General features: G+C 34.9%; 23 protein-coding genes. 17 read left to right on the top strand and 6 right to left on the bottom strand.

All coding sequences use genetic code 11. The annotated features are described in order from the left end of the window. On the bottom strand, positions 1-2459 hold a 2459-nt coding region (locus P8M54_RS03255), incomplete at its 3' end, for a DUF5686 family protein (protein ID WP_300285092.1). Positions 2460-2533: 74 nt separating this feature from the next. After that, positions 2534-3511: a pyruvate dehydrogenase complex E1 component subunit beta gene (locus P8M54_RS03260; protein WP_300285094.1), complete on the bottom strand. Its 978-nt coding sequence runs from the start codon at positions 3509-3511 to the stop codon at positions 2534-2536. Positions 3512-3779: 268 nt separating this feature from the next. On the opposite strand from P8M54_RS03260, the gene P8M54_RS03265 reads away from it, so the two are divergent. The 4 genes from P8M54_RS03265 (at position 3780) to P8M54_RS03280 (ending at position 7278) form a co-directional block, all read left to right on the top strand. Continuing rightward, positions 3780-4526, top strand: a complete 747-nt coding sequence (locus tag P8M54_RS03265) for an electron transfer flavoprotein subunit beta/FixA family protein (protein ID WP_300285097.1) — start codon at positions 3780-3782, stop codon at positions 4524-4526. 98 nt (positions 4527-4624) lie between these two features. Beyond that, positions 4625-5593 (top strand): electron transfer flavoprotein subunit alpha/FixB family protein, encoded by a 969-nt coding sequence (locus P8M54_RS03270; protein WP_300285100.1) that lies wholly within the window; start codon positions 4625-4627, stop codon positions 5591-5593. Between the two features lie 164 nt (positions 5594-5757). Continuing rightward, the gene (locus tag P8M54_RS03275) at positions 5758-6384 is read left to right on the top strand and encodes a bifunctional nuclease family protein (RefSeq protein WP_300285104.1); all 627 of its coding nucleotides are present in this window, start codon (positions 5758-5760) and stop codon (positions 6382-6384) included. 69 nt (positions 6385-6453) lie between these two features. Further along, positions 6454-7278, top strand: a complete 825-nt coding sequence (locus P8M54_RS03280) for a thymidylate synthase (RefSeq protein WP_300285106.1) — start codon at positions 6454-6456, stop codon at positions 7276-7278. A gap of 6 nt (positions 7279-7284) precedes the next feature. Here P8M54_RS03280 and P8M54_RS03285 read toward each other — a convergent pair whose 3' ends face one another. After that, a complete protein-coding gene (locus P8M54_RS03285) occupies positions 7285-7581 on the bottom strand; it encodes an isoamylase early set domain-containing protein (RefSeq protein WP_300285109.1) in 297 nt (98 codons plus the stop codon). 236 nt (positions 7582-7817) lie between these two features. Here P8M54_RS03285 and P8M54_RS03290 point away from each other — a divergent pair, with 236 nt between their 5' ends. The 4 genes from P8M54_RS03290 to P8M54_RS03305 all read left to right on the top strand — a co-directional run bounded on the left by P8M54_RS03290 (position 7818) and on the right by P8M54_RS03305 (position 10669). Then, positions 7818-8153 (top strand): 2TM domain-containing protein, encoded by a 336-nt coding sequence (locus tag P8M54_RS03290; RefSeq protein ID WP_300285112.1) that lies wholly within the window; start codon positions 7818-7820, stop codon positions 8151-8153. A 9-nt stretch (positions 8154-8162) separates the two neighbouring features. After that, positions 8163-8645 (top strand): dihydrofolate reductase, encoded by a 483-nt coding sequence (locus P8M54_RS03295; RefSeq protein WP_300285115.1) that lies wholly within the window; start codon positions 8163-8165, stop codon positions 8643-8645. A gap of 573 nt (positions 8646-9218) precedes the next feature. Then, entirely contained in the window at positions 9219-9950 is a 732-nt protein-coding gene (ubiE, locus tag P8M54_RS03300) for a bifunctional demethylmenaquinone methyltransferase/2-methoxy-6-polyprenyl-1,4-benzoquinol methylase UbiE (protein WP_300285118.1), read from the top strand. Positions 9951-9967: 17 nt separating this feature from the next. After that, entirely contained in the window at positions 9968-10669 is a 702-nt protein-coding gene (locus P8M54_RS03305; RefSeq protein WP_300285122.1) for a porin family protein, read from the top strand. A gap of 20 nt (positions 10670-10689) precedes the next feature. On the opposite strand, the gene P8M54_RS03310 is transcribed toward P8M54_RS03305, so the two are convergent. Next, positions 10690-11421: an RNA methyltransferase gene (locus tag P8M54_RS03310; RefSeq protein ID WP_300285125.1), complete on the bottom strand. Its 732-nt coding sequence runs from the start codon at positions 11419-11421 to the stop codon at positions 10690-10692. A gap of 37 nt (positions 11422-11458) precedes the next feature. Here P8M54_RS03310 and P8M54_RS03315 point away from each other — a divergent pair, with 37 nt between their 5' ends. The 3 genes from P8M54_RS03315 (at position 11459) to accD (ending at position 16123) form a co-directional block, all read left to right on the top strand. Next, the gene (locus tag P8M54_RS03315; RefSeq protein WP_300285127.1) at positions 11459-14023 is read left to right on the top strand and encodes a BamA/TamA family outer membrane protein; all 2565 of its coding nucleotides are present in this window, start codon (positions 11459-11461) and stop codon (positions 14021-14023) included. A 66-nt stretch (positions 14024-14089) separates the two neighbouring features. Beyond that, complete coding sequence (gene fbaA / locus P8M54_RS03320) at positions 14090-15157, top strand: class II fructose-bisphosphate aldolase (protein WP_300285130.1); 1068 nt, start codon at positions 14090-14092, stop codon at positions 15155-15157. A gap of 111 nt (positions 15158-15268) precedes the next feature. After that, positions 15269-16123, top strand: coding sequence for an acetyl-CoA carboxylase, carboxyltransferase subunit beta (accD, locus tag P8M54_RS03325; RefSeq protein ID WP_300285133.1), 855 nt, complete (start codon positions 15269-15271; stop codon positions 16121-16123). Positions 16124-16239: 116 nt separating this feature from the next. On the opposite strand, the gene P8M54_RS03330 is transcribed toward accD, so the two are convergent. Beyond that, positions 16240-17490 carry an ABC transporter permease gene (locus P8M54_RS03330; RefSeq protein WP_300285136.1) on the bottom strand — a complete coding sequence of 417 codons (1251 nt, stop codon included), beginning with the start codon at positions 17488-17490 and terminating at the stop codon, positions 16240-16242. A 197-nt stretch (positions 17491-17687) separates the two neighbouring features. On the opposite strand from P8M54_RS03330, the gene purH reads away from it, so the two are divergent. From purH to rodA, 6 genes are all read left to right on the top strand, one after another. Next, entirely contained in the window at positions 17688-19214 is a 1527-nt protein-coding gene (purH, locus tag P8M54_RS03335) for a bifunctional phosphoribosylaminoimidazolecarboxamide formyltransferase/IMP cyclohydrolase (protein WP_300285139.1), read from the top strand. A gap of 54 nt (positions 19215-19268) precedes the next feature. Further along, positions 19269-20297, top strand: a complete 1029-nt coding sequence (locus P8M54_RS03340) for a rod shape-determining protein (protein ID WP_300285142.1) — start codon at positions 19269-19271, stop codon at positions 20295-20297. 94 nt (positions 20298-20391) lie between these two features. After that, positions 20392-21216, top strand: a complete 825-nt coding sequence (gene mreC, locus P8M54_RS03345; RefSeq protein WP_300285145.1) for a rod shape-determining protein MreC — start codon at positions 20392-20394, stop codon at positions 21214-21216. Then, complete coding sequence (locus P8M54_RS03350; RefSeq protein WP_300285149.1) at positions 21209-21715, top strand: rod shape-determining protein MreD; 507 nt, start codon at positions 21209-21211, stop codon at positions 21713-21715. The genes mreC and P8M54_RS03350 overlap by 8 nt, the downstream gene beginning before the upstream one ends. After that, positions 21712-23649, top strand: coding sequence for a penicillin-binding protein 2 (mrdA, locus tag P8M54_RS03355; protein ID WP_300285153.1), 1938 nt, complete (start codon positions 21712-21714; stop codon positions 23647-23649). Before P8M54_RS03350 ends, mrdA begins: the two co-directional genes overlap by 4 nt. Positions 23650-23661: 12 nt before the next feature. Beyond that, positions 23662-24897 carry a rod shape-determining protein RodA gene (gene rodA, locus P8M54_RS03360; RefSeq protein ID WP_300285155.1) on the top strand — a complete coding sequence of 412 codons (1236 nt, stop codon included), beginning with the start codon at positions 23662-23664 and terminating at the stop codon, positions 24895-24897. Positions 24898-24905: 8 nt separating this feature from the next. Here the strand turns inward: rodA and P8M54_RS03365 are convergent, their stop codons facing one another. After that, entirely contained in the window at positions 24906-25739 is an 834-nt protein-coding gene (locus P8M54_RS03365) for a DNA/RNA non-specific endonuclease (protein WP_300285157.1), read from the bottom strand. Positions 25740-25795 lie beyond the last annotated feature (56 nt).

Here is a 25795-nt window from a genome sequence, read left to right on the forward strand (position 1 = left end):
ATAGTGAAGTTTTGTGCATCGGGGTTGTTTAAGTAATTTCCTCTCCATGCAAAATCAAGACGAAGTACTTTAAAAATATTACCAACTCCAGCACTGTACTCCCAGTACGCTCGCTCAGGAGCAACATAGGTCAAGCCCGAAGCATTAATGGCTCTATTAGCATCTGAGATCGTTCCATAAACCGATCGAACACCAATCATCTCCCTCCAATTCAGTTTTCTCATAAACGGAATTCTACCAAATATGCGTCCGCCAAAGTTATGTTCCCATTGCAAAGTCGCAAATTGATCAGAAACAAATTCGTAAAAATTCAAGTTGCTAAAGGTGTTTTCAATAGTAAAATACGTTTGATTTCCGGGAATAACACTCATAAGTCCTAGTGGTATTGTACCAAAGGTTTTACCTACTTCGACGATTACATTCGAACGACCTAACGGACCGATAACAATAGGTTGTTTATAATACAACTGAATCTTTTCGTATTGAAAATCACTATTTAGCAACCCTTTAAAACCTTGGCTGTAATTAACATAAAAGCGACTAAAAGGGCTGTCCACATTCCCTCGCTCTACACCATAACCACTTGTTTTGCGGTTGGGTGTAAATTCTACTTGAAAATTAATTTCAGCTTGCTTTACCTCACTTTTTGTAATTGTCTGTGCCGCATCTGTATAATAATCTAAACTAAAAGTTGTTGAAGCCGACTGCAATGTGCGATACGAAAATCCCGTTTGAAACGTCAAATTTTTAACCGGCTCAATCTCTATTCCTACATTGGTCAAATTAATACTAGTTAATTTACCATTACTACCTGATGAGAACAATGATGAGGACGCGAAACTCCTACCAAGTACATCATTCGTACTCGTTAAACTAGCACCTATTTGCTCTATATCTCTCCTATTTCCAGCAGACAATATGATTCGCTTTTCCTTATCGACCATCCACTTTCCTGAAAGCCCGTATTTAAACTTATTATCATCAAAGCCATAAGCAGTGTAACCTTGAATACGCCATGGATCATTTCGTCCAAAGTAGGTTCTTCCGCCTACACGCAAACGAATTCCTTCTACTTGGTTGTAACCAAAAGTGGAAAAAATAGGACCAAAATCGAACTTATCGATAGGAACATACCCACTTCCTAAAATGGTAACCGTACTGTAGATTTGCTTGAACTTCTTCACGGATTGCAAGGTGTCTAACATTTGGTACACACCTTTTTCATCTTTATTCAGGTTTTCGAAACGGTTTTCATCCCAAAATTCATCACTTTTATTATAGACTTCGTTGTCTACAAAGTTGACCTCATCTTTATAAAAAGCAGCTGGTTTCTCTATATTAAACTGATGATTTTGATACAAGGTAGTTCGTTTGCCATACATCCCTTTCGACTCCTCCTTTTTGTTAAAAGCAAAATCGGACATCATATAATCTCTCGTTAACAAGAAAACAGAATCGTTTTGAACTTCAAACTCCTGCTCAATATAAATATCTTTTACCCAGTTAATATTAGCACTTTTGGTAACGGCCATGTTAATTTTCTTGATGGCAAATGTGCTGTCGTTTACCCAAAAATCCCCTTTAAAAGTAAGTTCGTTTTTGCGTCGAGGATAAAATAAGATATTGTAACACCACTTTTTATCGATATAAGCACTGTCTCGAAGTACATAGTTGTAGACATCGATTCCAGTTTTAGACAACGGACTGGTAAAACTCTTATCAAAAAAAGTAAGGTGGTTGTTGTAAATATCATAGTCTGAATACAAGTCTTTTACAAAAGATAAAATTTGCTGGTTGTTACTAAAACCCGAGTTTTTGTTTGCCTTTAATTTCTCCTTTACCTTTTTAATCTTGTTATCACCGTACACATCAAGCAACGATTCATTGATGAAAATAGGTAAATAGGTTTTTCCAGTTACATCTGAAGTATCAATATGTTGAAAAACAAATTCCATCCCTTTAAATAGCTTGCTTTTCATAAAAGCACTATCAATGGTATTCATATCAAACTCTACCTTCTCGTACTTTTCCATTTGGTATTGATCGAATTGAGACAAACCATTCTTGCGTTTGCGTTCCCAAATTTTTCTCAAAATTTCAAGTGCAGGATTATCCTTTTTAGAAGTTTTTCCAGTAAAAATTACCACCTCTTTCAAACTTTCAGCCTCGTTTAAAAGGACTCTAAAATCATAATTTACCAGTTTGGTCAAAACAAGTTCTTTATCTGAAAAACCTACTGAGGTCACAATTATGGCTTGGTAATTATTTTTCGATTCCAAATAAAAGCGCCCGTCTTCATTAGACATAACACCTTCATTGGAACCCTTAAAAACCACATTGGCATACGGAACTGGTTGGTTCAATTTATCAATGATGATTCCGCTTACTTTTGTTTGTGCAAACAAAGAGGTAAAAGAAAAACTCATTAATAAAAGAAAATATAAAAGCGTCTTATTCATAGGATTTGATTTAAAAAAAAGCTTCATCGAACTAACGTAAGATGAAGCTTCAATAGTATCTAGTAAAATATATATTATTTATACATTACCTTTTTTACTGCCTTAATAACATCATCAGCATTTGGCAACCATTCCTTTAATAAAACAGGAGAATATGGCGCTGGTGTATCAGCAGTAGTAATTCTTTGTATTGGCGCATCTAAGAAATCAAATGCACGCTCTTGAACGATATAAGTAATCTCCGAAGCAACACTAGCAAATGGCCAAGCTTCTTCAAGAACAACTAATCTGTTTGTTTTTTTAACCGATGCAATAATTGCATCATAATCCATAGGACGTACCGTTCTTAAATCGATAATTTCGCATGAGATTCCTTCTTTCGCTAACTCTTCAGCAGCAATGTGAGCCTCTTTGATGATTTTACCAAACGAAACGATGGTTACATCAGTACCTTCACGTTTGATATCAGCAACACCTAACGGAATTGTATATTCTCCATCTGGCACTTCCCCTTTGTCACCATACATTTGCTCTGATTCCATAAAAATTACAGGATCATTATCACGAATAGCGGCTTTCAACAAACCTTTAGCATCGTAAGGTGTTGATGGAACAACCACTTTTAGACCCGGAGTATTAGCAAACCAGTTTTCTAAAGCTTGAGAGTGTGTTGCCCCTAATTGTCCTGCCGAAGCAGTTGGACCACGAAAAACGATTGGAACATTAAATTGTCCACCTGTCATTTGACGCATTTTAGCTGCATTATTTATAATTTGATCAATACCAACTAAACAAAAGTTGAAGGTCATGTACTCCACAATCGGACGGTTCCCGTTCATGGCTGAACCTACAGCAATACCCGTAAAACCAAGCTCAGCAATAGGAGTATCAATCACTCTTTTAGCTCCAAACTCAGCAAGCATTCCTTTTGATGCCTTGTAAGCACCATTGTATTCAGCAACTTCTTCACCCATTAAGTAAATGGACTCATCCTGACGCATTTCTTCGCTCATCGCTTCGCAAATAGCCTCTCTAAATTGTATCGTTCTCATATATATTATGTAAGTCAAGTTTTCGAAAAGCAAAAATAAATATTTAAAACCATTTACAAGCATAATTTTATCTAAAATTACTAGGAGCTTTTTCCGGCTATTCACTTTATCTTCTTGAGCCTAAAGAAGGCTCAAGAAGGATGCCGTTCCTATCCGGGCTACGAAATCGTAATAGTTTAACAAAAAAATATTATGCACGCATAGTATATTATTCGATTTATTATTTTAAATTTGTAAAACAAAAGAATGACAATTAAATATATACATCATGAAAATACTAGTTTGCATAAGCCATGTTCCTGATACTACCGCTAAAATTAACTTTGTTAATGGAGATTCAGAGTTTGATACTAATGGCGTACAATATGTAATTAATCCTAATGACGAATTTGGATTAACACGTGCTATTTGGTTCCAAGAAAAACAAGGCGCAACGGTTACTGTTGTAAATGTTGGTGGACCTGACACCGAACCAACTTTAAGAAAAGCACTTGCAATAGGTGCTAACGAAGCAATTCGTATTAACGCTAATCCAACAGATGGTTTCTTCGTAGCAAAACAATTAGCTGAAGTAATTAAAAACGGAGGATACGATTTAATTATCGCAGGAAAAGAATCATTAGACTATAATGGTGGAATGGTTCCGGGAATGGTAGCTGGAATTTTAGGATACAATTTCCTAAACTCGTGCACTGAACTAACGGTTGATGGAACAGCTGCTACTGCAGTTCGTGAAATCGATGGTGGTAAAGAAACTGTTTCTACTTCATTACCATTAATCATTGGTGGTCAAAAAGGATTAGTAGAAGAAAAAGACCTACGCATCCCAAACATGAGAGGAATCATGACTGCTCGTACAAAACCTTTAACGGTTATAGAAGCTGTTGATGCATCTGTAACAACAAAAGCGGTGAAATTCGAAAAACCAGCACCAAAATCAGCAGTAAAACTGATTAATGCTGACAACTTGGATGAATTAATCAACTTACTACACAACGAAGCTAAAGTAATTTAATAAACAGTCATAAGCCACAGGTCGAAAGTCGAAAAGTAAATACCATTTACTGCCGGACATTAGACATTTAAACTTTAAGACTAAAAAAATAAAATATTATGTCAATATTAATATACGCAGAATCAGCTGAAGGGAAATTCAAGAAAGTAGCTTTTGAATTAGCTTCTTATGCGAAAAAAGTAGCTGAATCATTAGGAACAACCGTTACTGCTTTAACAATCAATGCAGGAGACGTTTCTGAATTATCAACTTACGGAGTAGATAAAGTATTAAAAGTTAGCAATGATAAATTAGCTGGTTTTACCGCTAAAGCTTATGCTGATGTAATCAAGCAAGCAGCAGAAAAAGAAGGTGCTAAACTAGTTTTACTTTCTTCTACTACTGATAGTATTTACTTATCATCACTTACTGCTGTTGGGCTTAACGCAGGTTATGCCTCTAATGTAGTAGGACTTCCTTTAAGCACTTCACCTTTTCAAGTAAAAAGAACGGCTTTCTCAAACAAAGCTTTCAATATTACTGAAATCGAAACAGAAGTTAAAGTATTAGGTCTTGCTAAAAACTCTTACGGAATTTTTGAAAATCCAACTTCAACTACTGAAGAAGACTTTAGTCCAACTATTGGTGACAATGACTTTGGTGTAAAAGTAGAATCAGTAGAGAAAGTATCAGGTAAAGTTTCTATTGCTGATGCCGAAGTTGTAGTATCTGCAGGTCGTGGTCTAAAAGGACCTGAAAACTGGGGAATGATCGAAGAGCTAGCAACCGTTATGGGAGCAGCAACTGCTTGTTCTAAACCAGTATCTGACTTAGGTTGGAGACCTCACGGAGAACACGTAGGACAAACAGGGAAACCAGTAGCTACTAACTTATATATTGCAATTGGAATCTCAGGAGCCATACAGCACATTGCAGGTATCAACTCGTCTAAAGTAAAAGTAGTAATCAACTCTGATCCTGAAGCACCGTTTTTTAAAGTGGCTGATTACGGAATCGTTGGTGATGCCTTCGAAATTGTACCACAATTAATAGAGAAAATGAAAGCTTTCAAAAGTCAGCAATCATAAATTAAACCTCTGTATTTAATTAATAGCTGTCTGAGAACAAGATAATCGTATCTTTGTTTTCAGACAGTTTTTTTTGTCCTATTTTTGCATTAAAATTGTACGCCATTTAACAACTACAATAAATCAACAAAACAGGGTATTTATTACCTTTCATTACAACAATTATGAGCTTAGTTAAATTATCTATAAAAGGAATTTCATACAGCCAAACACAAAACGGAGCCTACGCTTTAATATTAAATGAAGTCGATGGCGAAAGAAAGCTACCTATCGTAATTGGAGCATTCGAAGCGCAATCCATAGCCATCGCTTTAGAAAAAGAAATAAAACCACCTCGCCCTCTAACGCACGACTTATTCAAGAATTTTGCCGAACGTTTTGAAATCGTAGTCAAACAAGTTATTATTCATAAATTAGTTGATGGTGTTTTTTATTCTAGCATTATTTGTGAGCGTGATAATGTAGAAGAAATTATCGATGCACGTACATCAGATGCGATTGCACTAGCACTTCGATTTAGCGCTCCTATTTTTACGTACAAAAACATCTTGGACAAAGCGGGTATTTACTTAAAGACCAATAATCAGGATAGCGATAAAGATTCTCAAGATATTGACGATATTCTTTCTAATCCTGAAACCTTTGGAATAGAAGACGACCACAATTCTGATCGTATTTACATTAAACATAGTTTACAAGAACTAACCGAACTTTTAGAGCAAGCCGTAGCACAAGAAGACTACGAGAAAGCAGCTCAAATTAGAGATGAAATTTCTAAGAGAGAATCCTAAAATTTATTTCAAAATCGGTTAGCTATTCAATCGTTACAACCCTAAACCGATTAACTTGATACTTAAAAAATGAAACAATATTTAGATTTAGTACAGCACGTTATGGAGAACGGTTGCCAAAAAGGTGATCGCACTGGAACTGGAACAAAAAGTGTATTTGGATACCAAATGCGTTTTGATTTAAGCGAAGGTTTCCCTATGGTAACTACCAAAAAACTGCACCTTAAATCTATTATTCATGAATTACTTTGGTTTTTAAAAGGAGATACTAACACAGGTTACCTTCAAGAAAACGGTGTGAAAATTTGGGACGCTTGGGCCGACTCCAATGGAGACTTAGGACCAGTTTACGGCCATCAATGGCGCAATTGGAATAGTGAGGAAATTGATCAAATAAAAGATCTAATTACCGAACTAAAAACCAACCCTAATAGCCGCCGTATGATTGTTTCAGCATGGAATCCATCAGTACTGCCAGATACCAGCAAATCGTTTGAAGAAAATGTAGCCAACAATAAAGCTGCTTTGCCTCCTTGCCATGCATTCTTTCAATTTTATGTTGCTGATGGCAAATTGTCTTGTCAGTTGTACCAACGTAGCGCTGACATCTTTTTAGGTGTTCCTTTTAACATTGCTTCATATGCTTTGTTAACAATGATGATTGCCCAAGTTTGCGGCTTCGAACCTGGTGAATTCATTCACACCTTTGGTGACGCACATATTTACAACAACCATTTTGAGCAACTAGAATTACAACTATCTAGAAATCCAAAACCATTACCAAAAATGATCTTGAATCCAGAAATAACGGATATTTTTGATTTTAAGTTTGAAGACTTTACACTCGTTGGATACGAACCACACGATGCTATAAAAGGAAGTGTAGCCGTTTAATTAGTGCTATAATTCCAAAACACTGTTTTCAGCACCAGCAAAGGAATTGTATTTGTAAGCATCTGCTTCAGATTCGTTTACATAAGCGCCGTCCACAAGGTATTTAAACTCGTAAGAAGCATCTTTATCGATATCAAAAACACCTTTAAAGGTTCCGTTTTTCAATTTATTAAGTTCGCCTTCCTCAGGATTCCATCCATTAAAATCACCAACTACCGCTGCTAACTTAGCTTCTTTAGCAACTACTGAAAAAGTTACTTTGCACACTGGTTTTGTCTTTACAAATTGTTTTTTAATTGCCATAACCGCTTAATTTATAGGTTTATAATTCAAAGTAAAAGAAATTAAATTAAACCGCAAGGCATCCATTTCACTTTTGAGAGTATGCGAAAATTGTTGCTCTATTTAAATCGATACTTAAAAAACTTCCCTGAAAAATTATGGATTTAAAAAAGAAATTTATTTCACTCTAAATATCGCAACTATCATTTAGCGACTTTCCAATTTATATTTTATCTTTATAATCTAAAAACCAAACCATGGAAAAAGACCAACACGAATTATATGAATATGCCCGAAAAAGGCTAAAACAGAAAAAGAGATTATATTTTCACTTCGTCGTGCTTTTTTTAGCCAGCTTATTTTTATTCATTGCTACAAAAATTTTCAGTTTTAATCCTGAAACCAATTGGTATATATGGATAATCACTATCTGGTTTTTTATTTTTCTATTGCACTTTATAAAAGTTTTTATCACTGATCGCTTTATGAATAAAAATTGGGAGCGGGAACAATTAGATCGTTTGATCAACTTACAGAAAAAGAAAATAGCCGAATTACAAGCAAAAGTAGAAGACGAAACCACTATTAAATAAAACAATTAAATGATTATAATGATTGCAGCCGCCGCAGAAAACAATGCGCTTGGCAAAAACAATGATTTAGTTTGGCACTTACCTAATGACTTTAAAAGATTTAAAGCTTTAACTTCTGGTCATCATATTATAATGGGACGAAAAACATTTGAAAGTTTTCCAAAACCCTTACCCAACAGAACCCACATTGTAATAAGCAGACAAAAGGATTATGCTCCTGAAGGCTGTATAGTGGTAAATAGTATGAAAGAAGCTCTTGCTGCATGCCCTAAGGAAGAAGACATTTTTATAATTGGTGGAGGTGAAATCTATACTTTAGGAATAGCCTTGGCAGATAAAATTGAACTAACTTTAGTCCACGAAACCTTTGAGGCCGATGCCTTTTTTCCTGTAATAAAAGAAGAAGACTGGAGGTTAGACCAAGCAGAGAGGCATTTAAAAGATGACAAACATCAATACGACTACACTTATCAAACTTATGTTCGCAAATAAAAAAACACCCAATCAAGGGTGTTTTTTTTTCTAATTCAAAATCAATCAATGACGGGAAATAACGAACTACTCTTGAAACATTATTTGATAACATAAAATGAGAATTACAAATGCTAACAATATCCCCGAGATAAAGATGATAGCATTTGCTGTTTTTTGAGAGTACATCTCAAAGAAGCCTTTAATACCAAATACCACAAAGGCACTAAAGACAAAGAAAATTAAAATTTCCAAAAACAAATTTAATCCTAAGAACGTATTTCGCGTTGAGTTTAGGCAACTGCTTTGTAAAACAGTACCTTCCAAACTAGTTACCAGAACAAGTGAAATTAGTAACGCAAAACCTAACCACTTGATTTGGCCCATTAAATCCCTATTAATCATTGACTTTTTGATTTATGTAAAATTCTACATAATAAAAGAGATGCACAATACCCACTTTTAGTGATTTTTCATTTTTCTTATTTTCAATTATTACTACCTAGATACTTTTCCTTAAATTGCTTTGGTAGTGAATAGCGCTTTTAGCTTAATAATATATTGGATTATAGTATCTTTGTAAAAAAATAAAAAATGTCAAAAAATATTACTCCATATAAAGACTCAGGATTAGGAAAAAAAGAGCAAGTTGCTCAAATGTTTGACACTATTTCTGGAAATTATGATAATTTAAATCGTGTTATTTCATTTGGAATAGACATCAAATGGCGTAAAAAAGTACTCAAAATAGTTAACGATGCGAAACCTAAAACCATTTTAGACATCGCTACGGGAACAGGAGATTTAGCTATATTAATGGCTGAAACCAAAGCACCAAAAATTATTGGGTTAGATATTTCAGCAGGTATGCTAGAGGTTGGTGTTAAGAAAATAGCCGATAAGAACTTATCAAAAACGATAGAAATGGTTTTAGGTGACTCTGAAAACATGCCTTTTGATACTGATTATTTCGATGCAGTAACTGTTGCATTTGGAGTAAGAAACTTTGAAAATCTAGAAAAAGGACTTACCGAAATTCTAAGAGTATTAAAGCCAGAGGGTGTTTTTGTGATTTTAGAAACCTCAGTACCGGATAAAACTCCATACAAACAAGGGTATCAGTTTTACAGTAAAAACATTCTTCCCCTAATTGGTAAGCTGTTTTCAAAAGACAATGCGGCCTACGGTTACCTATCCGAATCTGCTGCAGCATTTCCTTATGGTGAGACGTTGAACAATATTTTAAGAAAAGTTGGGTTTATAGATGTAGTTGCTATGCCACAAACGCTTGGTGTCGCCACCATATATATTGCATCAAAAAAATAAACAAAGCTTTCGCAAAAATGAAAAAAATAGCAGTCTTTTTAGTTCTACTACTCTGCAGTTTCGGATATGGTCAAACAAAAGGCATGTTCAGCAAGGATCCGATCGTTAATTTAGAAAATTTTCAAAAACAAAAAGTGTATTTTGGATACTACCTTGGCTTTAACTCCTTTGATTTTAAAATAGATTATAAAACTGTAGGACCGGACATTCAAACCAAAAAATCAACAGGTTTCAACGTTGGAATTGTGGGAGATTTAAAACTGCAAGAATATATTAATCTGCGTTTTGAGCCGGGATTGTACTATACAAAAAGAGATTTGAACTACCCCAATTTTTCAAGAGAAATTGACCGAATTAGAGAGGTGAATAGTACTTATATCCATTTTCCGCTTTTACTAAAATTCTCTTCTTTACGAACGGGTAACATTAGGCCTTACCTCGTTGGCGGAGTTTCGGCAACATTAAACTTATCTAGCAATTCTAAATCGATAGACGACAACTCCCAACAACGATTTAGGGTAAAACCTTGGACTACTAATTATGAAGTTGGCTTGGGAATCGACATTTTTTCAGAATACTTTATTTTCTCTCCTTCTATTCGAGGTTTGATAGGAATTAATGATGAATTAATACGAGATAACGACCCAAACAGCCCTTGGACTGGAAACATTCAATCCCTAAAATCAAGAGCGATTTTAATCAATTTCACCTTTCATTAATTTCACTTTCCAGAAAGTAATTACAAGGAAGCTCTCTTAAATTCACTCAACACAATTGCGGTGGCGGTGGCTACATTTAAACTTTCAGTCTTTTGAATGGAGCCAAAGCGAGGTATAGATAAACGGTGACTCACAATCGCTTCAATCTCTTTTGAAATTCCATTCGCTTCATTACCCATTACGATGATACCTTCTTTAGGTAAGGTAGTTTTGTATATAGTTTCGCCGTCCATAAAGGTACCAAACACCTCTAATTTAGCTGTTTCTAAATAGTCTTTTAAATCTAAATAGCTTACGTTGACCCGAGAAATAGATCCCATAGTGGCTTGTACAACTTTTGGATTGTAAACATCTACCGTTTCCTTTGAACATACTATTTGTTGAATACCAAACCAGTCACAAAGGCGTAAAATAGTACCCATGTTTCCCGGATCTCTAATCGAATCTAGCGCTACGATTAAACCAGTATTTGATAGCGGTTTTTCACTACCCATCTTAAAAATTGCCAAGCAAGTATTTGGGGTAGCCAAAGCCGTTATCTTTTTTAGATCAGCCTGATCGATTATTGTTTTTTTATCACTTGAAACAGATGGAAAGTCGTTCTCGGTAGTGTACAAATGAATCAGCTCAAAGTTAGATAGTACCAATTCCTGAATCACTTTTATGCCTTCGGCAAAAAACATTTGATTGGCAATGCGATACTTTTTTTGCTGTAAACTAGTTATTAGTTTTATTTGGTTTTTACTAACCATAAAAATATGTACTTTTGAATTAAATATTTTGGAACACTTGAAAAAAATCTTAACAAAAATATCATTATTTATTCTAATAGGGATAATTATATCTGCATGTGACGCTGAAAAAAGAGTCCCTGCCGAAAAAAGACTTCTTACTAAAAATGAAATTCTAGTTAATGACAAGAAAATCAACGATGAAATCGTATTTAATCAACTGTATCAAAAACCAAACAGTAGTTTATTTTTAGGATACAAATTACGTCTTCATTTGTACAACTTGGCCAATTTAAATCCGGATTCCACTTATCAAGCTAAATTCGACAAAAATCCAGGTAAATATGAAAGAAAATCGAAGTGGTTATCAGCGAAACAAGTAGACCGTTTAGGAAAATCATTCTGGTACCACGGCATTCACGACTTTTTAAAAAGAACAGGCGAACCTCCGGTCATTATTGATAGTGCAAAAACTACAAAATCACTACTGCGACTTAAATACTATTACTTTAATGATGGCTATTTTGATGTTGCCACAAAAGCTTCAGTAGACACAACAAGTCCTAAACGAGCTGCTGTAAAATATCTAGTTAACACGGGAGCGGCTTATTTACTGGATACCATTAAAGCAACAATTACAACACCCGCTTTAGATTCCTTGTTCCAATCTAAAAAAGAAAGTTCGGCCTTGAAATCAGGGCATCAATATAGGACTATAGATTTTGAAGAAGAGCGAACACGAATCGCGACGCAATTTAGAAATAATGGAGCTTATTATTTCCAACCCACTTATGTTAATTTTGACATCGATACTATTGGTAAAAAAAAGAAGGCTGATGTCAATTTAATCATTAATGATTATTCCTACCAAGACAAAGATTCCACTCGAACAACTCCTTTTAAATTGTATACCATAAGTGACGTAAACATATACACTGATTACAATTCGAACAAAGAGTCGCAACGCATTACAGATAGCCTAAGTTACAAGAACTTTAATTTGTACAGCCACAGCAAATTAAAATACAAGCCTGCTGCCATTACTGATGCTATATTTATTAGCAAAGGAAGTTTATTTGCCGACAACAAAACGGTGTTAACGAGCAGGTATTTAAATAATCTTAAAATTTTTAATTACCCTACAATTAAATACGAGGTCGATAGTCGAGATTCAACCGCCAGCTCCTTAATTGCTAAAATTTATTTAACGCCCCGCAAAAAATATAGTTTTGGAGCCTCTTTTGACATAACGCACTCGAACATTCAAGATATTGGAATCGCTTTTAGTCCCTCCATGACCGTACGTAATGTTTTCAATGGTGCCGAAACGTTGCAACTATCCGGAAGAGCTAATATAGGTTCGTCTAAAGATTTAGCCAATCCAAACAATCAATTTTTTAATGTTTCAGAATACGGGGTAGACTTGTCCTTAAATATACCAAGAATTTTTCTGCCTTTCTCTACCGAAAAAATCATTCCAAAGAGTATGATTCCTTCATCAGTAATTTCATTGGGTATTGCAAGACAAACAAACATAGGTCTCGACAAAGAAAATTTTACAGGTGCGATCTCTTACAATTGGAATCCAAAAAAGAACAATACCGCTCGATTTGACCTACTTAATGCTCAATTCGTACGCAACCTAAATCCAAATAATTATTTTAATGTGTATCGATCTTCGTACGATGCCTTAAATGCTATTGGAAAAACATTCAACACGAACAACAATTATTTTGACAATACTACTGATAGAAACTTAATTATTCAATCAGGAACGACAGGGTTCACTAATGCCGTACTCAACAATGCCACAGCATTAACATCAGGAGATGATGAGTATCAGTCCGTAAAAAGTATTGAGGAAAGAAGAATACGATTGACGGAGAATGACTTCATATTAGCTACAAGCTTTTCTTTTACGAAAACCACCAAAAAGGATTTACAAGACAAGTCATTCTATCAATTTAAAACCAAAATTGAGTCTGCTGGATCCCTACTTTCACTTATAGCTAATGTTTCCAATCAATCTGTAAATGCAAATGGGAATCGAGAAATATTCAATTTAGAATATTCGGAATATATTAAAACTGAGTTTGACTACATTAAACATTGGGATCTTTCTAAGGAAAAAGTTCTGGCGATACGCAGCTTTTTTGGAATTGCAATTCCTTTCGGGAATTCTGATAATATACCCTTTTCTCGAAGTTATTTCTCAGGTGGATCTAATGATAATCGCGCATGGCAACCTTACAGTTTAGGACCTGGAAGCAGTGGAGCTCTAAATGATTTCAACGAGGCTAATATGAAAATTGCTTTTAGTTCGGAATTCCGCTTTCGATTATTTGGCGATCTAAAAGGGGCTTTATTTGCTGATGCGGGTAATATTTGGAACGTTAGCGATAATGTCACGGATCCAAAATCAACATTCAATGGATTTAGTAGTTTAAAAGACTTAGCGCTTGGTTCCGGATTTGGATTGCGGTATGATTTGACCTTTTTAGTGGTCCGATTTGACTTTGGATTTAAAACGTATGATCCTGCCAATGAATCGGGAAAAAAATGGTTTAGGCAGTACAACTTTGCGAACACAGTTTTAAATTTTGGAATAAATTACCCTTTCTAATGCTAATTAATTCCTATTTTTGCTGTCTGAAACTAAAAACAAAAGAACCAACTAAAAAAAATTAAAATGGGACACAATATCAAACCGGGCGTTGCCACAGGAGATCAAGTACAGGAAATTTTTAATTATGCAAAAGAAAAAGGCTTTGCACTACCTGCAGTAAATGTAACAGGATCTAATACGGTAAACGCTGTGTTAGAAACAGCAGCAAAGTTAAACGCACCAGTTATTATTCAATTTTCTAATGGAGGAGCACAATTCAACGCTGGAAAAGGATTGTCTAACGAAAACGAAAAAGCAGCTATAGCTGGAGGAATCGCAGGTGCCCTACACATTCATACATTGGCAGAAGCCTACGGAGCTACTGTAATACTACATACTGATCACTGTGCTAAGAAATTACTACCTTGGATCGACGGTTTATTAGATGCCTCTGAAAAACATTTCGCTGCTACAGGAAAACCACTTTTTAGCTCTCACATGATCGACTTATCAGAAGAGCCAATCGAAGAAAATATCGAAATTTGCAAAGGATATTTGGAGCGTATGAGTAAAATGGGAATGACCTTAGAAATCGAACTTGGAATTACAGGTGGTGAAGAAGATGGTGTAGACAACTCTGATGTTGACAGTTCAAAATTATACACGCAACCTGAAGAAGTATCGTATGCATACGAAGAACTTTCTAAAATAAGCCCAAAATTTACAATTGCAGCTGCTTTTGGAAATGTACATGGCGTGTACAAACCAGGAAACGTAAAATTGACTCCGAAAATCCTAAAAAACTCTCAAGATTACGTTCAAAATAAATTCAACACAGGACACAATCCAGTTGATTTTGTTTTCCATGGAGGATCAGGATCTACACTTGAAGAAATTAGAGAAGGAATTAGCTACGGAGTAATAAAAATGAATATTGACACGGATTTACAATTTGCTTTTACAGAAGGTATTCGTGATTATATGGTTAAAAATCTTGAGTACTTAAAAACTCAAATTGGAAACCCAGATGGTGCTGATGTGCCTAACAAAAAATATTACGACCCAAGAAAATGGTTGCGTGAAAGCGAAATCACTTTTAATACTAGATTAGAGCAAGCGTTTGCCGACTTGAACAACGTGAATACATTATAAAATAGTGTACAGTAGGCAGTTTCTAGTAGACAGTTTAAATCATTTACACTGAACACTTCAACTAATTACAAACACTAAACAATTGATTACTGAACACTGAATACTAGAAAAATGGCTTGGTTTAAAAGAAAAGAAAAAGGAATTACGACTGCTACCGAAGACAAGATGGACGTTCCTAAGGGACTTTGGTACAAATCTCCAACAGGTAAAATTATCGATGCTGACGAACTAGAACGCAATTTATTTGTAAGTCCTGAGGACGGTTTTCACGTTAGAATTGGAAGTAGTACTTATTTTGAAATTTTGTTTGACAACAACGAATTTAAAGAGTTGGACAAAAACCTAACCTCGAAAGATCCTTTGCATTTTGTTGATACTAAAAAGTATGCAGACCGTTTGAAAGATGTAATGGAGAAGACCAAATTAAAAGACGCAGTGCGAACAGCTGTTGGTAAATCCAAAGGAAAAGATGTAGTGATTTGCTGCATGGATTTCGCCTTTATTGGTGGTTCGATGGGAGCGGTAGTTGGAGAAAAAATTGCTAGAGGAATTGATCATGCAATCAAGCACAAACTTCCGTTTGTAATGATTTCAAAATCAGGTGGAGCTCGTATGATGGAAGCCGCTTACTCTTTAATGCAGTTAGCAAAAACTTCTGTTAAGTTAGCGCAGTTAGCTGAAGCTAAATTACCTTATATCTCTTTATGTACTGATCCAACAACAGGTGGAACAACAGCCTCTTATGCCATGTTAGGAGATATCAATATCGCTGAACCTGGTGCGTTAATTGGCTTTGCTGGGCCTAGAGTTGTTAAAGACACTACTGGAAATGATTTACCAGAAGGTTTTCAAACATCAGAATTTTTATTGGAGCACGGTTTCTTAGATTTTATTACACCAAGAAAAGAATTGAAGGACAAAATTAACTTGTACATCGATTTGATTCAAAATAACGATGTTAGATAATTAGTACTTTTATACCATATAAAAAGCCCAAGAAGTATCTTGGGCTTTTTTATGCTTGAATATTAAGCTAAAAACTTAAAAAGTCAATTTGTTTTGCAACAAAAGTCGATTATATATTACATCCCCGTTCTAATTGCTTCAACAGGATCTAATTTTGATGCAGTAATAGCAGGTAAAATACCCGAAATCAAACCAATTAAAGCAGCTAAACTTGTTCCTAAAAGAATATTACCCATTCCGAGTATAAATTCAAAGTCTAGTGCCTTAGTTAAGACAAAAGCTATTATCCAAACTAAAAACAGTCCGATTACCCCACCAATAACTGATAATATAATTGCCTCAAACAAGAATTGAAATAAAATAAACCTATTTTTTGCCCCTAATGACTTTTGAATACCAATTAAATTAGTTCGCTCTTTTACCGAAACAAACATGATGTTAGCGATTCCAAAACCACCAACCAAAAGTGAAAAACCACTAATCATCCATCCACCAAATTTCATATTTAATATTATTCCATCAATTAGATCGGTAAAACCTGAGAAAACATTAATAAAGAAATTATCAATCTCACCTGCTTTTACTCCTCTATACATTCTTAGCTTTTGGGAAATCTCTTCTTTATAAGCCTCCATATCTACACCACTATTGGGTTTAAAAACAATAACATTAGTCAGAGACGTGTTGTTATCTCCAAACGATTGACGGATGAAGTTTACTGGCAAATAAGCTGAAGTATCATCACTATCACCAAAAAGCCCTGCTCCAGCCTTTTTCAAAACACCAATAACGGTTAACTTTTGTCCATAAACACGAACACTTTTACCAATAGGATCGATGCCGTCAAATAACGAATTAGCAATTTCATTTCCTAAAACGATAACCTTAGCTCCTGAGTTAGCTTCTGATTCGTTATAGAATCGACCTTTTTCAAATTCAAGTCCTTGAATATCGATGAACTCATAGGATACTGGAACCATATTTACATCTGAAACCACATTGGAATCGTACTTAATTGATTCTCTTTTAGTAAAAATTTGAAAAGCCAATTGCTTCGTATTTGTCATTGCACCTTTCAAGTAGGTATACTCATCATACTGCACATTAGGAAACTGTTCTCTTTTCCATTGCGGAATTTCTGATGGTCCAAATGAAAATTTCATTAAGTAAATGGTGTTTTTATCTAATGAACTTAAATCCTTAGTGATTTTTTGATCTAACGAATCAACAGCAGCAAGAACGGCAATGATTGAAAAAATCCCGATAGTTACCCCAAGCAAGGACAGTAAAGTTCTTAATTTATTGTTACGCAAGGCATTCATAGCAAACGTAAAACTCTCTTTCAATAATCGAAAATATAGTATCATAAAATATTGATATGGGTTATTGTAAAATTCAATAAATATTGTTCAAAAACCTAACGGCTTCGATATTAGTTTTAAAAGCAAATTATAATTCAGATTTATTCTTACAAAAAACCGAATATTTCTAAATTATCTCTTTTTCTAATAGCTCAATTTTAACTTTAAAAAACTATTTTTGCACTTCATAACTATAACTACACATGAGCACAACTAAAACAATTCAATCTGCATTAATTTCAGTTTTTTCTAAAGAAGGTCTTGAACCAATTGTAAGACTACTAAACAGTCAAAATGTTACACTTTATTCTACAGGAGGAACGGAAGAATTTATAAAAAACCTAGGAATACCTGTTATTCCAGTTGAAGACGTAACTTCATATCCTTCTATTCTTGGAGGACGCGTTAAAACATTACATCCCAAAGTTTTTGGAGGAATACTAAACCGCCAAGACAATCCAAGCGATGTACAACAAATGGAAGAATTCAATATTCCTCAAATTGATTTAGTAATCGTTGATTTATATCCTTTCGAAAAAACAGTGGCATCCGGTGCTACTGAAGCTGACATCATCGAAAAAATTGATATTGGTGGAATTTCATTAATCCGCGCTGCTGCCAAAAACTTTAAAGACACCGTTATAGTGGCTTCGGTAAACGAATACAGTAGCCTACTTGAAATCATAACCGCACAAAACGGAGCAACTACTCTTGAAGATAGAAAACTTTTTGCAACCAAAGCTTTTCATGTTTCTTCTCATTATGACACAGCCATCTTTAATTACTTTAATACTGATGAAACGGTATATAAAGCAAGTATTGCTGAAGGCCAAGTACTTCGTTACGGCGAAAACCCACATCAAAAAGGATTTTTCTTTGGAAAATTTGATGCTATGTTCAACAAAATCCATGGAAAAGAATTATCATACAACAACTTACTAGATGTTGATGCAGCTGTTCACTTGATTAATGAATTCAAAAATGACGGTCCAACATTTGCCATATTAAAGCACAACAACGCTTGTGGTTTAGCTTCAAGAAAAACAATTAGCGAAGCGTACGTAGCTGCCCTAGCTTGTGATCCTACTTCTGCTTTTGGTGGTGTATTGATTTCAAACACTACAATTGATGTAGCCACAGCTTTAGAAATCAATAAATTATTTTGTGAAGTGGTAATCGCTCCAAAATACGAAGAAAAAGCAATTGCGATATTAGAAGAAAAGAAAAACAGAATTATACTAATACAAAACGAAGTCGAACTACCTAACAAACAGGTTCGTACTTGCCTGAATGGCCTTTTAATTCAAGAAAGAAACACAGTAACAGACAATAAAGCCGATTTAAAAACCGTTACAACAACAAGTCCTACTGAACAAGAAATTGAAGACCTAATTTTTGCGTCCAAAGTGTGTAAAAACACAAAGTCAAACACCATTGTCTTCGCAAAAAACGGAACGCTTATCTCATCCGGAACTGGTCAAACTTCGCGAGTTGATGCATTAGTACAAGCAGTTGAAAAAGCAAAAGCTTTTGGATTTGACTTAAAAGGAGCATCAATGGCAAGTGATGCATTTTTTCCCTTTCCTGATTGTGTTCAACTAGCAAAAGAAGCAGGTATAACCGCAGTAATACAACCAGGTGGATCTATAAAAGACCAATTGAGCATCGATTATTGCAATGAAAATAAACTTGCAATGGTATTTACAGGAACCCGTCATTTTAAACATTAATTTGTTTAACTTTGTTGGCACTTATTTTATAACTTTTAAACCCCTAAAAAACATATGGGATTTTTTGATTTCATGACCGAGGATATTGCGATAGATCTTGGTACCGCTAACACTTTAATCATTCACAATGATAAAGTAGTCATTGACAGCCCTTCAATAGTTGCCCGAGATAGAATTTCAGGTAAAATCATTGCTGTTGGTAAAGAAGCTAACTTAATGCAGGGTAAGACACATGAAAACATCAAGACCATAAGGCCTTTAAAAGATGGTGTAATTGCTGACTTTGATGCTTCTGAAAAAATGATCAGTATGTTTATCAAAAGCATTCCTGCTTTGAAAAAAAGAATGTTTACTCCTGCCCTACGTATGGTAGTTTGTATCCCTTCTGGTATTACTGAAGTAGAAATGAGAGCGGTAAAAGAATCATGTGAGAGAGTAAATGGAAAAGAAGTATACTTAATTCATGAACCTATGGCTGCAGCAATTGGTATAGGAATCGATATTATGCAACCAAAAGGAAACATGATTGTTGATATAGGTGGTGGAACAACTGAAATTGCCGTAATTGCATTAGGTGGAATTGTGTGTGATAAATCAGTGAAAATCGCTGGTGATGTTTTCACAAATGATATCGTGTACTACATGCGTACGCAGCACAATTTATTTGTTGGAGAAAGCACTGCAGAGAAAATAAAAATTCAAATAGGCGCCGCAATCGAAGATCTAGAAGAAGCTCCTGAAGACATGTCAGTACAAGGAAGAGATTTACTTACTGGGAAACCTAAGCAAGTAGATGTTTCATACAGAGAAATAGCAAAAGCATTAGACAAATCAATTCAACGTATCGAAGATGCTGTAATGGAAACCCTATCACAAACTCCACCAGAATTAGCAGCAGATATATACAACACTGGAATTTATCTTTCTGGTGGAGGATCTATGTTAAGAGGTTTGGACAGACGTATATCTCAGAAAACAGATCTTCCTGTGTACATTGCTGAGGATCCATTAAGAGCCGTTGTTCGTGGTACTGGAATGGCACTTAAAAACATTGGAAAATTTAAAAGTATCTTGATAAAATAAGAAACTACACCAATAATATTACTTCCCCTTAATTTTAAACACAACTAAATCAAAGACTTATTAATAATCAAGATAAAATAAATCAAAAAAGAGAATGCAGCAAATATTTAATTTCATATTCAAAAACAGTAATAGATTACTGTTTTTGCTGTTATTATGCATTTCGTTTTTACTTACAATCCAATCGCATTCTTTTCATAGGAGTAAAATGATTAGTTCGGCTAATTTTTTAAGCGGCGGAGTGTATCAACAGATAAACGATGTTAGTGAATATTTGAATCTAAGAACCGAAAACGAAGCATTAGCTCTTGAAAACGCTCGATTGAAAAGCATTTTATTTAATACCAAAGACACCTCTTATTTGAAGCGAATGGATTCAATCAAAGGAATTCCTGCTGATGATGTTCTAGTATCAAAAGTTATACGCAACTCCTACAATGTTCATGAAAATTTCCTAACCCTTAATTCTGGCTCTAATGACGGGGTTAAACAAGATATGGGAGTTATTAATGACCTAGGCATCGTTGGGATTGTAGATAACACATCCCCTCAGTTTGCAACCGTACTCAGTATTTTAAATGTTAAATCTCGGATTAATGCTAAAATTAAAAAATCAAATCACTTTGGTTCTTTGATTTGGAATGGAAAGAGCACTGGTTTTGCGCAATTAGTTGACGTACCTAGACTTGCGGCTATTAGAAAAGGTGACACTATAGTTACTGGAGCACAGTCCGCAATATTTCCAGAGAACATAAACATTGGAACGATTGATAAGGTAGAAATAGATGACCAAACACATTACTATACCATTACCGTAAAACTCTTTAATGACATGACAAACTTAGGTCATGTGTACATACTAAAAAGTAAAAACCGCGAAGAGCTTCTTAACTTAGAAAAACGAAACACAGATGAATAGCACGTTGTTATCCAATATTTTTCGGTTTATTTTGTTATTGGCCGTTCAAATTGTTATCTTTAATAATATGACATTTTTGGGCTTTATAATGCCCTTACCTTATCTATTATTTATCATACTATATCCTGTAAACGGAAACAAATCAGGATTACTTTTAGCTAGTTTTTCATTGGGATTAATTATGGATATTTTTTTAAACTCAGGAGGAATCCATGCAACAGCTTGTTTAATATTAGCCTACGTGCGCCCTTCTATTTTTAAATTCTCCTTTGGAATTAGTTATGAATACCAAACTATCAAACTTAATGATGTACTAACACCTGAACGATTTTCATTTATTCTGCTTTCAGTTGTCAGTCATCATTTTATTCTTTTCCTCCTAGAAGCCTTTCAAATTAGTTTCTTTTGGGATATTTTAATACGAGCACTTTTAAGCGCCGTATTCACAATCATTAGTTGTATAATTATAATATACCTTATTAAGCCTAACAAAAGATGAGAAAACTTCTGCTGCCTTCTTTGATTATTATTGCAGCATCTTTGCTACTTATTCGCATTTTTTATTTGCAAGTTGTCGATGATACCTTCAAATTAAAATCGGAGAACAATGCTATAAAAGTACAGTATGATTACCCTGAACGAGGATACATTTACGACAGAAACGGTAAACTACTAGTTGCCAATCAAGCATCTTATGATATCATGGTTATCCCCAAAGACCTAAAAAACATAGATACGCTAGAATTTTGTCAGTTACTAAATATCACCAAGGAGGATTACATCAAAAAAATAGCAAAAGCAAAAGTTTACAGTCCAAGACTTCCATCAGTTTTTTTACCACAATTAAACAAAAGTGAATTTGCTGCATTTCAAGAAAAAATAAGAAAATTTGAGGGATTCTATTTTCAAAAACGTTCTTTACGTGATTATGAAGTAGATTTTGGAGCCAATGTTTTTGGATTCATTACTCAAGTAAACGACAAACTTATCGCTAAAAACCCTTACTATAACAGCGGAGACTTGATTGGACGCCAAGGTGTCGAAGAAAGTTATGAGGAAATTTTACGCGGAATAAAAGGAGTTAAATACATCCAAAAAGACAAATACAATAGAGAAATCGGTTCGTATAAAGAAGGGAAATACGATACCATTGCAGTGCAAGGAGAAGACATCAACTTAACTTTAGATGCCGAATTACAGCGATATGGTGAGCAGTTGATGATTAACAAACGAGGCGGAATTGTAGCCATCGAACCAAGAACGGGCGAGATTTTAGCACTTGTAACTGCACCTTCTTATGATCCTTCGATTTTAGTGGGAAGACAACGCTCTAAAAACTATACCTTATTGTACCGCGACTCAATTGCAAAACCGCTATACGACAGAGGATTATTAGCAGAGTATCCTCCGGGATCGCCCTTTAAAATTTTAACAGGTCTAATAGGACTGCAAGAAGGTGTGGTTGATGAACAAACGACATTTATGTGCCACCACGGATTTAGCTATGCTCGAGGTCGCTTTATGAAATGTCACGGCTTTGGACCGCATACCTTACATAACGGAATTTACAATTCGTGCAACACTTATTTTGCGCAAGTGTACATGCGAACCATCAATAAATATTCAAAACCAGGATATGCGGTTGATGTATGGAGCAATCACGTAAAAAGTTTTGGATTAGGTGACTTCATGGGCTATGATTTGCCAACGGGAAAAAGAGGAAATGTTCCTTCTTCTAAGACCTATAAAAAAATATATCCTAACGGCGGATGGAGAAGCACAACAATTGTATCTAATGCCATTGGTCAAGGAGAAGTTTTAATGACTCCAATTCAATTAGCTAATATGATGGCAACAGTAGCTAATCAAGGATATTACTACACTCCTCATATCATCAAAAAGATTAAAGGAGGAAAAATCGATCCTAAGTTTACTGTAAAACATGAAACTACGATCGACAAAAAATATTTCAAACCCATGATTAGTGGTTTATTTGATGTCTACAACTTTGGTACCGCTAGTGCTTTAAGAGTAGAAGGAATCGATATTTGCGGTAAAACAGGTACCGCTGAAAACTTTGCCAAAATCAATGGAGTCAGAACTAAACTAGAAGATCACTCTATATTTGTAGCTTTTGCACCAAAAGACAATCCGAAGATTGCTATTGCTATTTTAGTAGAAAACGGAGGATACGGTGCGACAATTGCAGGTCCGATTGCGAGTTTAATGATCGAAAAATACCTACGTAAAAAAATTACCCGAACTGATTTAGAAAAAAGAATCTTAGAAAGAAGTTTAAGAGATCGCTACGCTAAATTAGGAGGTATGAAAGAGGCAAGTGCAATTGAAACAACGCCAAAAGATACGATCAAAAAAACGACTCCAACCAAATTGAGAACTAGCACCGTAATTGACACCACTAAAGAGAACTAATCAAATACTCCAATGAAAAACCAAAGCATAAAGAAAAATATTGACTGGAGTTGTGTCATCATTTACAGCCTTCTCGTTTTAATGGGTTGGTTGAACATCTACTCCTCCTCGTTATCCTCTCTGGAGGGCACTTATGAAAAACAATTTATTTTCATATTGCTAACGATTCCATTAATATTTATCATTGTTGCAGTAGATAGCAAATTTTATGAAAAATACGCTACTATTATATTTGGAATCTCTTTACTGACACTTGCAGGCTTATTCCTTTTTGGAAAAACAATCGCGGGACAAAGATGCTGGTACGCGATTGGTAGTTTCACAATACAACCTTCGGAATTTGCAAAAGCAGCTACAGCCTTAGCACTATCTAAATATCTAAGTGACTCACAAATTAATTTAAAAGACGTTAATAGACAAATACAAGCTTTGGCAATTGTATTTTTACCTGTCTTACTCATATTACCTCAGCCCGATCCAGGAAGCGCATTGATCTACAGTATATTTTTGATCGTTCTGTATCGTGAAGGTTTGCCTTCTTGGTATATTTGGACTGGATTTATTGCCATCACGTTGTTCGTATTAACCTTATTAATTGAACCTCAATACGTAATTCTGATTGCACTAATCGTTTTGTTACTAGTTCATTATAAATCAAGACTAGCGGATAGAAACCTTGTTTTAAGTGGAATACTACTCGTTTTAATTTCTGGATTCGTACTGTCTGTAAACTACGTTTTTGAGAATGTCTTCAAACAGCATCATCGTGACCGTTTCAATATTCTTCTTGGGAAAACAGTTGATTTAAAAGGAATTGGATACAACACCAATCAATCAGAAATCGCTATTGGATCAGGAGGATGGTTCGGAAAAGGCTTCTTGGAAGGAACACAAACTAAAGGTGGATTTGTGCCGGAACAACATACCGATTACATCTTTACCACTGTTGGAGAGGAGTGGGGTTTTGTTGGATCCATTATCGTTATTGGCTTATTTGTAACTTTATTATTAAGAATAATTTACCTTGCAGAAAGGCAAAAAACAAAGTTTAGTCGCGTATATGGCTATTGCGTAGCCGGTATTTTATTTACTCACTTTTTTGTAAATATTGCGATGGTGATTGGTATATTCCCAACTATAGGTGTGCCATTACCATTTTTCTCCTATGGAGGATCAGGATTATGGGGATTCACAATCTTGTTATTTATCTTTTTAAAGATGGATGCCAACAAGGTAAACGAATGGTAGGTTTCGACCTACCTAATAAACCAAGGGTGCTTATCTACCTCTTTCTCTAGTTTATTTTCAATAGCATCATCAAGTGCTGGAAAGAAGTCTATACCCGTCTTTTTTTCGATTACATCTACTGGAACAGCATAATCAAACAAAGCTTTGTTACTAGCCTTATTTGGAATTAAAAAAGCAATCATTTTATAGTTACTACCTGATGGATATAAAATAATTTTATAAAATTCCTTAGGCACTGCGACATGATCTTTACCAATGGTTTGCAATGATGGTTCTAAAACACCTCCGGTTACAACGTAAACTCCATTGTACTTTTCAGCCCAAAATCGCACCTTCTGCTCCAATCGATTCCAAATACCTGCATTAAATTCATGATCTTGCGGAGAAATATTTGATGTTAAAAAAGTATCATTATAGCTATCTAGGTTCAATTCCATATCAGCTGCAGGGACTAAATGCCCCTTGTCGTAACCTGATTTTTTATAATTTCTCCAATCGGCTGAACCAGTAGAAACCTTATTATCCTCAATAAAATAGGGTCTTTTGAAATCATTATTCTTTAGATTTTCTTTCTTTAATTCATAAGCGACCCATTCGGCCTGTTCGTACTCTTCGTTATAAGACAATGAGTAATAAGTATGTTGAATGATTTGCTTTGTTGTTGAGGTAGGCGCTAAATCTAAATTAGACCTACTAGCACCAGCCTTGTCAAACTCCCCTGAAGTTTGCTCTACACCACTACCTATTGCCACACTATCAAACTCAGCTGTATTGTTCTGTTTACAAGACAGTAAACACACTGACAAGCACAGAACGGTAAAAAAAGAATTTCTATATTTCATTTCAATAGCACCTATTACATTTTTAAACTTCTACACCTCTTAAAGAAAACGCCTCA

It is taken from the genome of Flavobacterium sp., from assembly GCF_029242675.1.
GTDB lineage: Bacteria > Bacteroidota > Bacteroidia > Flavobacteriales > Flavobacteriaceae > Flavobacterium.

Excerpts from the sequence above, each read along its gene's own strand:
- P8M54_RS03260 (WP_300285094.1), bottom strand. The coding sequence starts at position 3,511 with ATGAGAACGATACAATTTAGAGAGGCTATTTGCGAAGCGATGAGCGAA.
- P8M54_RS03265 (WP_300285097.1), top strand. The coding sequence starts at position 3,780 with ATGAAAATACTAGTTTGCATAAGCCATGTTCCTGATACTACCGCTAAA.
- P8M54_RS03270 (WP_300285100.1), top strand. The coding sequence starts at position 4,625 with ATGTCAATATTAATATACGCAGAATCAGCTGAAGGGAAATTCAAGAAA.
- P8M54_RS03275 (WP_300285104.1), top strand. The coding sequence starts at position 5,758 with ATGAGCTTAGTTAAATTATCTATAAAAGGAATTTCATACAGCCAAACA.
- P8M54_RS03280 (WP_300285106.1), top strand. The coding sequence starts at position 6,454 with ATGAAACAATATTTAGATTTAGTACAGCACGTTATGGAGAACGGTTGC.
- P8M54_RS03285 (WP_300285109.1), bottom strand. The coding sequence starts at position 7,581 with ATGGCAATTAAAAAACAATTTGTAAAGACAAAACCAGTGTGCAAAGTA.
- P8M54_RS03290 (WP_300285112.1), top strand. The coding sequence starts at position 7,818 with ATGGAAAAAGACCAACACGAATTATATGAATATGCCCGAAAAAGGCTA.
- P8M54_RS03295 (WP_300285115.1), top strand. The coding sequence starts at position 8,163 with ATGATTATAATGATTGCAGCCGCCGCAGAAAACAATGCGCTTGGCAAA.
- ubiE (WP_300285118.1), top strand. The coding sequence starts at position 9,219 with ATGTCAAAAAATATTACTCCATATAAAGACTCAGGATTAGGAAAAAAA.
- P8M54_RS03305 (WP_300285122.1), top strand. The coding sequence starts at position 9,968 with ATGAAAAAAATAGCAGTCTTTTTAGTTCTACTACTCTGCAGTTTCGGA.
- P8M54_RS03310 (WP_300285125.1), bottom strand. The coding sequence starts at position 11,421 with ATGGTTAGTAAAAACCAAATAAAACTAATAACTAGTTTACAGCAAAAA.
- fbaA (WP_300285130.1), top strand. The coding sequence starts at position 14,090 with ATGGGACACAATATCAAACCGGGCGTTGCCACAGGAGATCAAGTACAG.
- accD (WP_300285133.1), top strand. The coding sequence starts at position 15,269 with ATGGCTTGGTTTAAAAGAAAAGAAAAAGGAATTACGACTGCTACCGAA.
- P8M54_RS03330 (WP_300285136.1), bottom strand. The coding sequence starts at position 17,490 with ATGATACTATATTTTCGATTATTGAAAGAGAGTTTTACGTTTGCTATG.
- purH (WP_300285139.1), top strand. The coding sequence starts at position 17,688 with ATGAGCACAACTAAAACAATTCAATCTGCATTAATTTCAGTTTTTTCT.
- P8M54_RS03340 (WP_300285142.1), top strand. The coding sequence starts at position 19,269 with ATGGGATTTTTTGATTTCATGACCGAGGATATTGCGATAGATCTTGGT.
- mreC (WP_300285145.1), top strand. The coding sequence starts at position 20,392 with ATGCAGCAAATATTTAATTTCATATTCAAAAACAGTAATAGATTACTG.
- P8M54_RS03350 (WP_300285149.1), top strand. The coding sequence starts at position 21,209 with ATGAATAGCACGTTGTTATCCAATATTTTTCGGTTTATTTTGTTATTG.
- mrdA (WP_300285153.1), top strand. The coding sequence starts at position 21,712 with ATGAGAAAACTTCTGCTGCCTTCTTTGATTATTATTGCAGCATCTTTG.
- rodA (WP_300285155.1), top strand. The coding sequence starts at position 23,662 with ATGAAAAACCAAAGCATAAAGAAAAATATTGACTGGAGTTGTGTCATC.
- P8M54_RS03365 (WP_300285157.1), bottom strand. The coding sequence starts at position 25,739 with ATGAAATATAGAAATTCTTTTTTTACCGTTCTGTGCTTGTCAGTGTGT.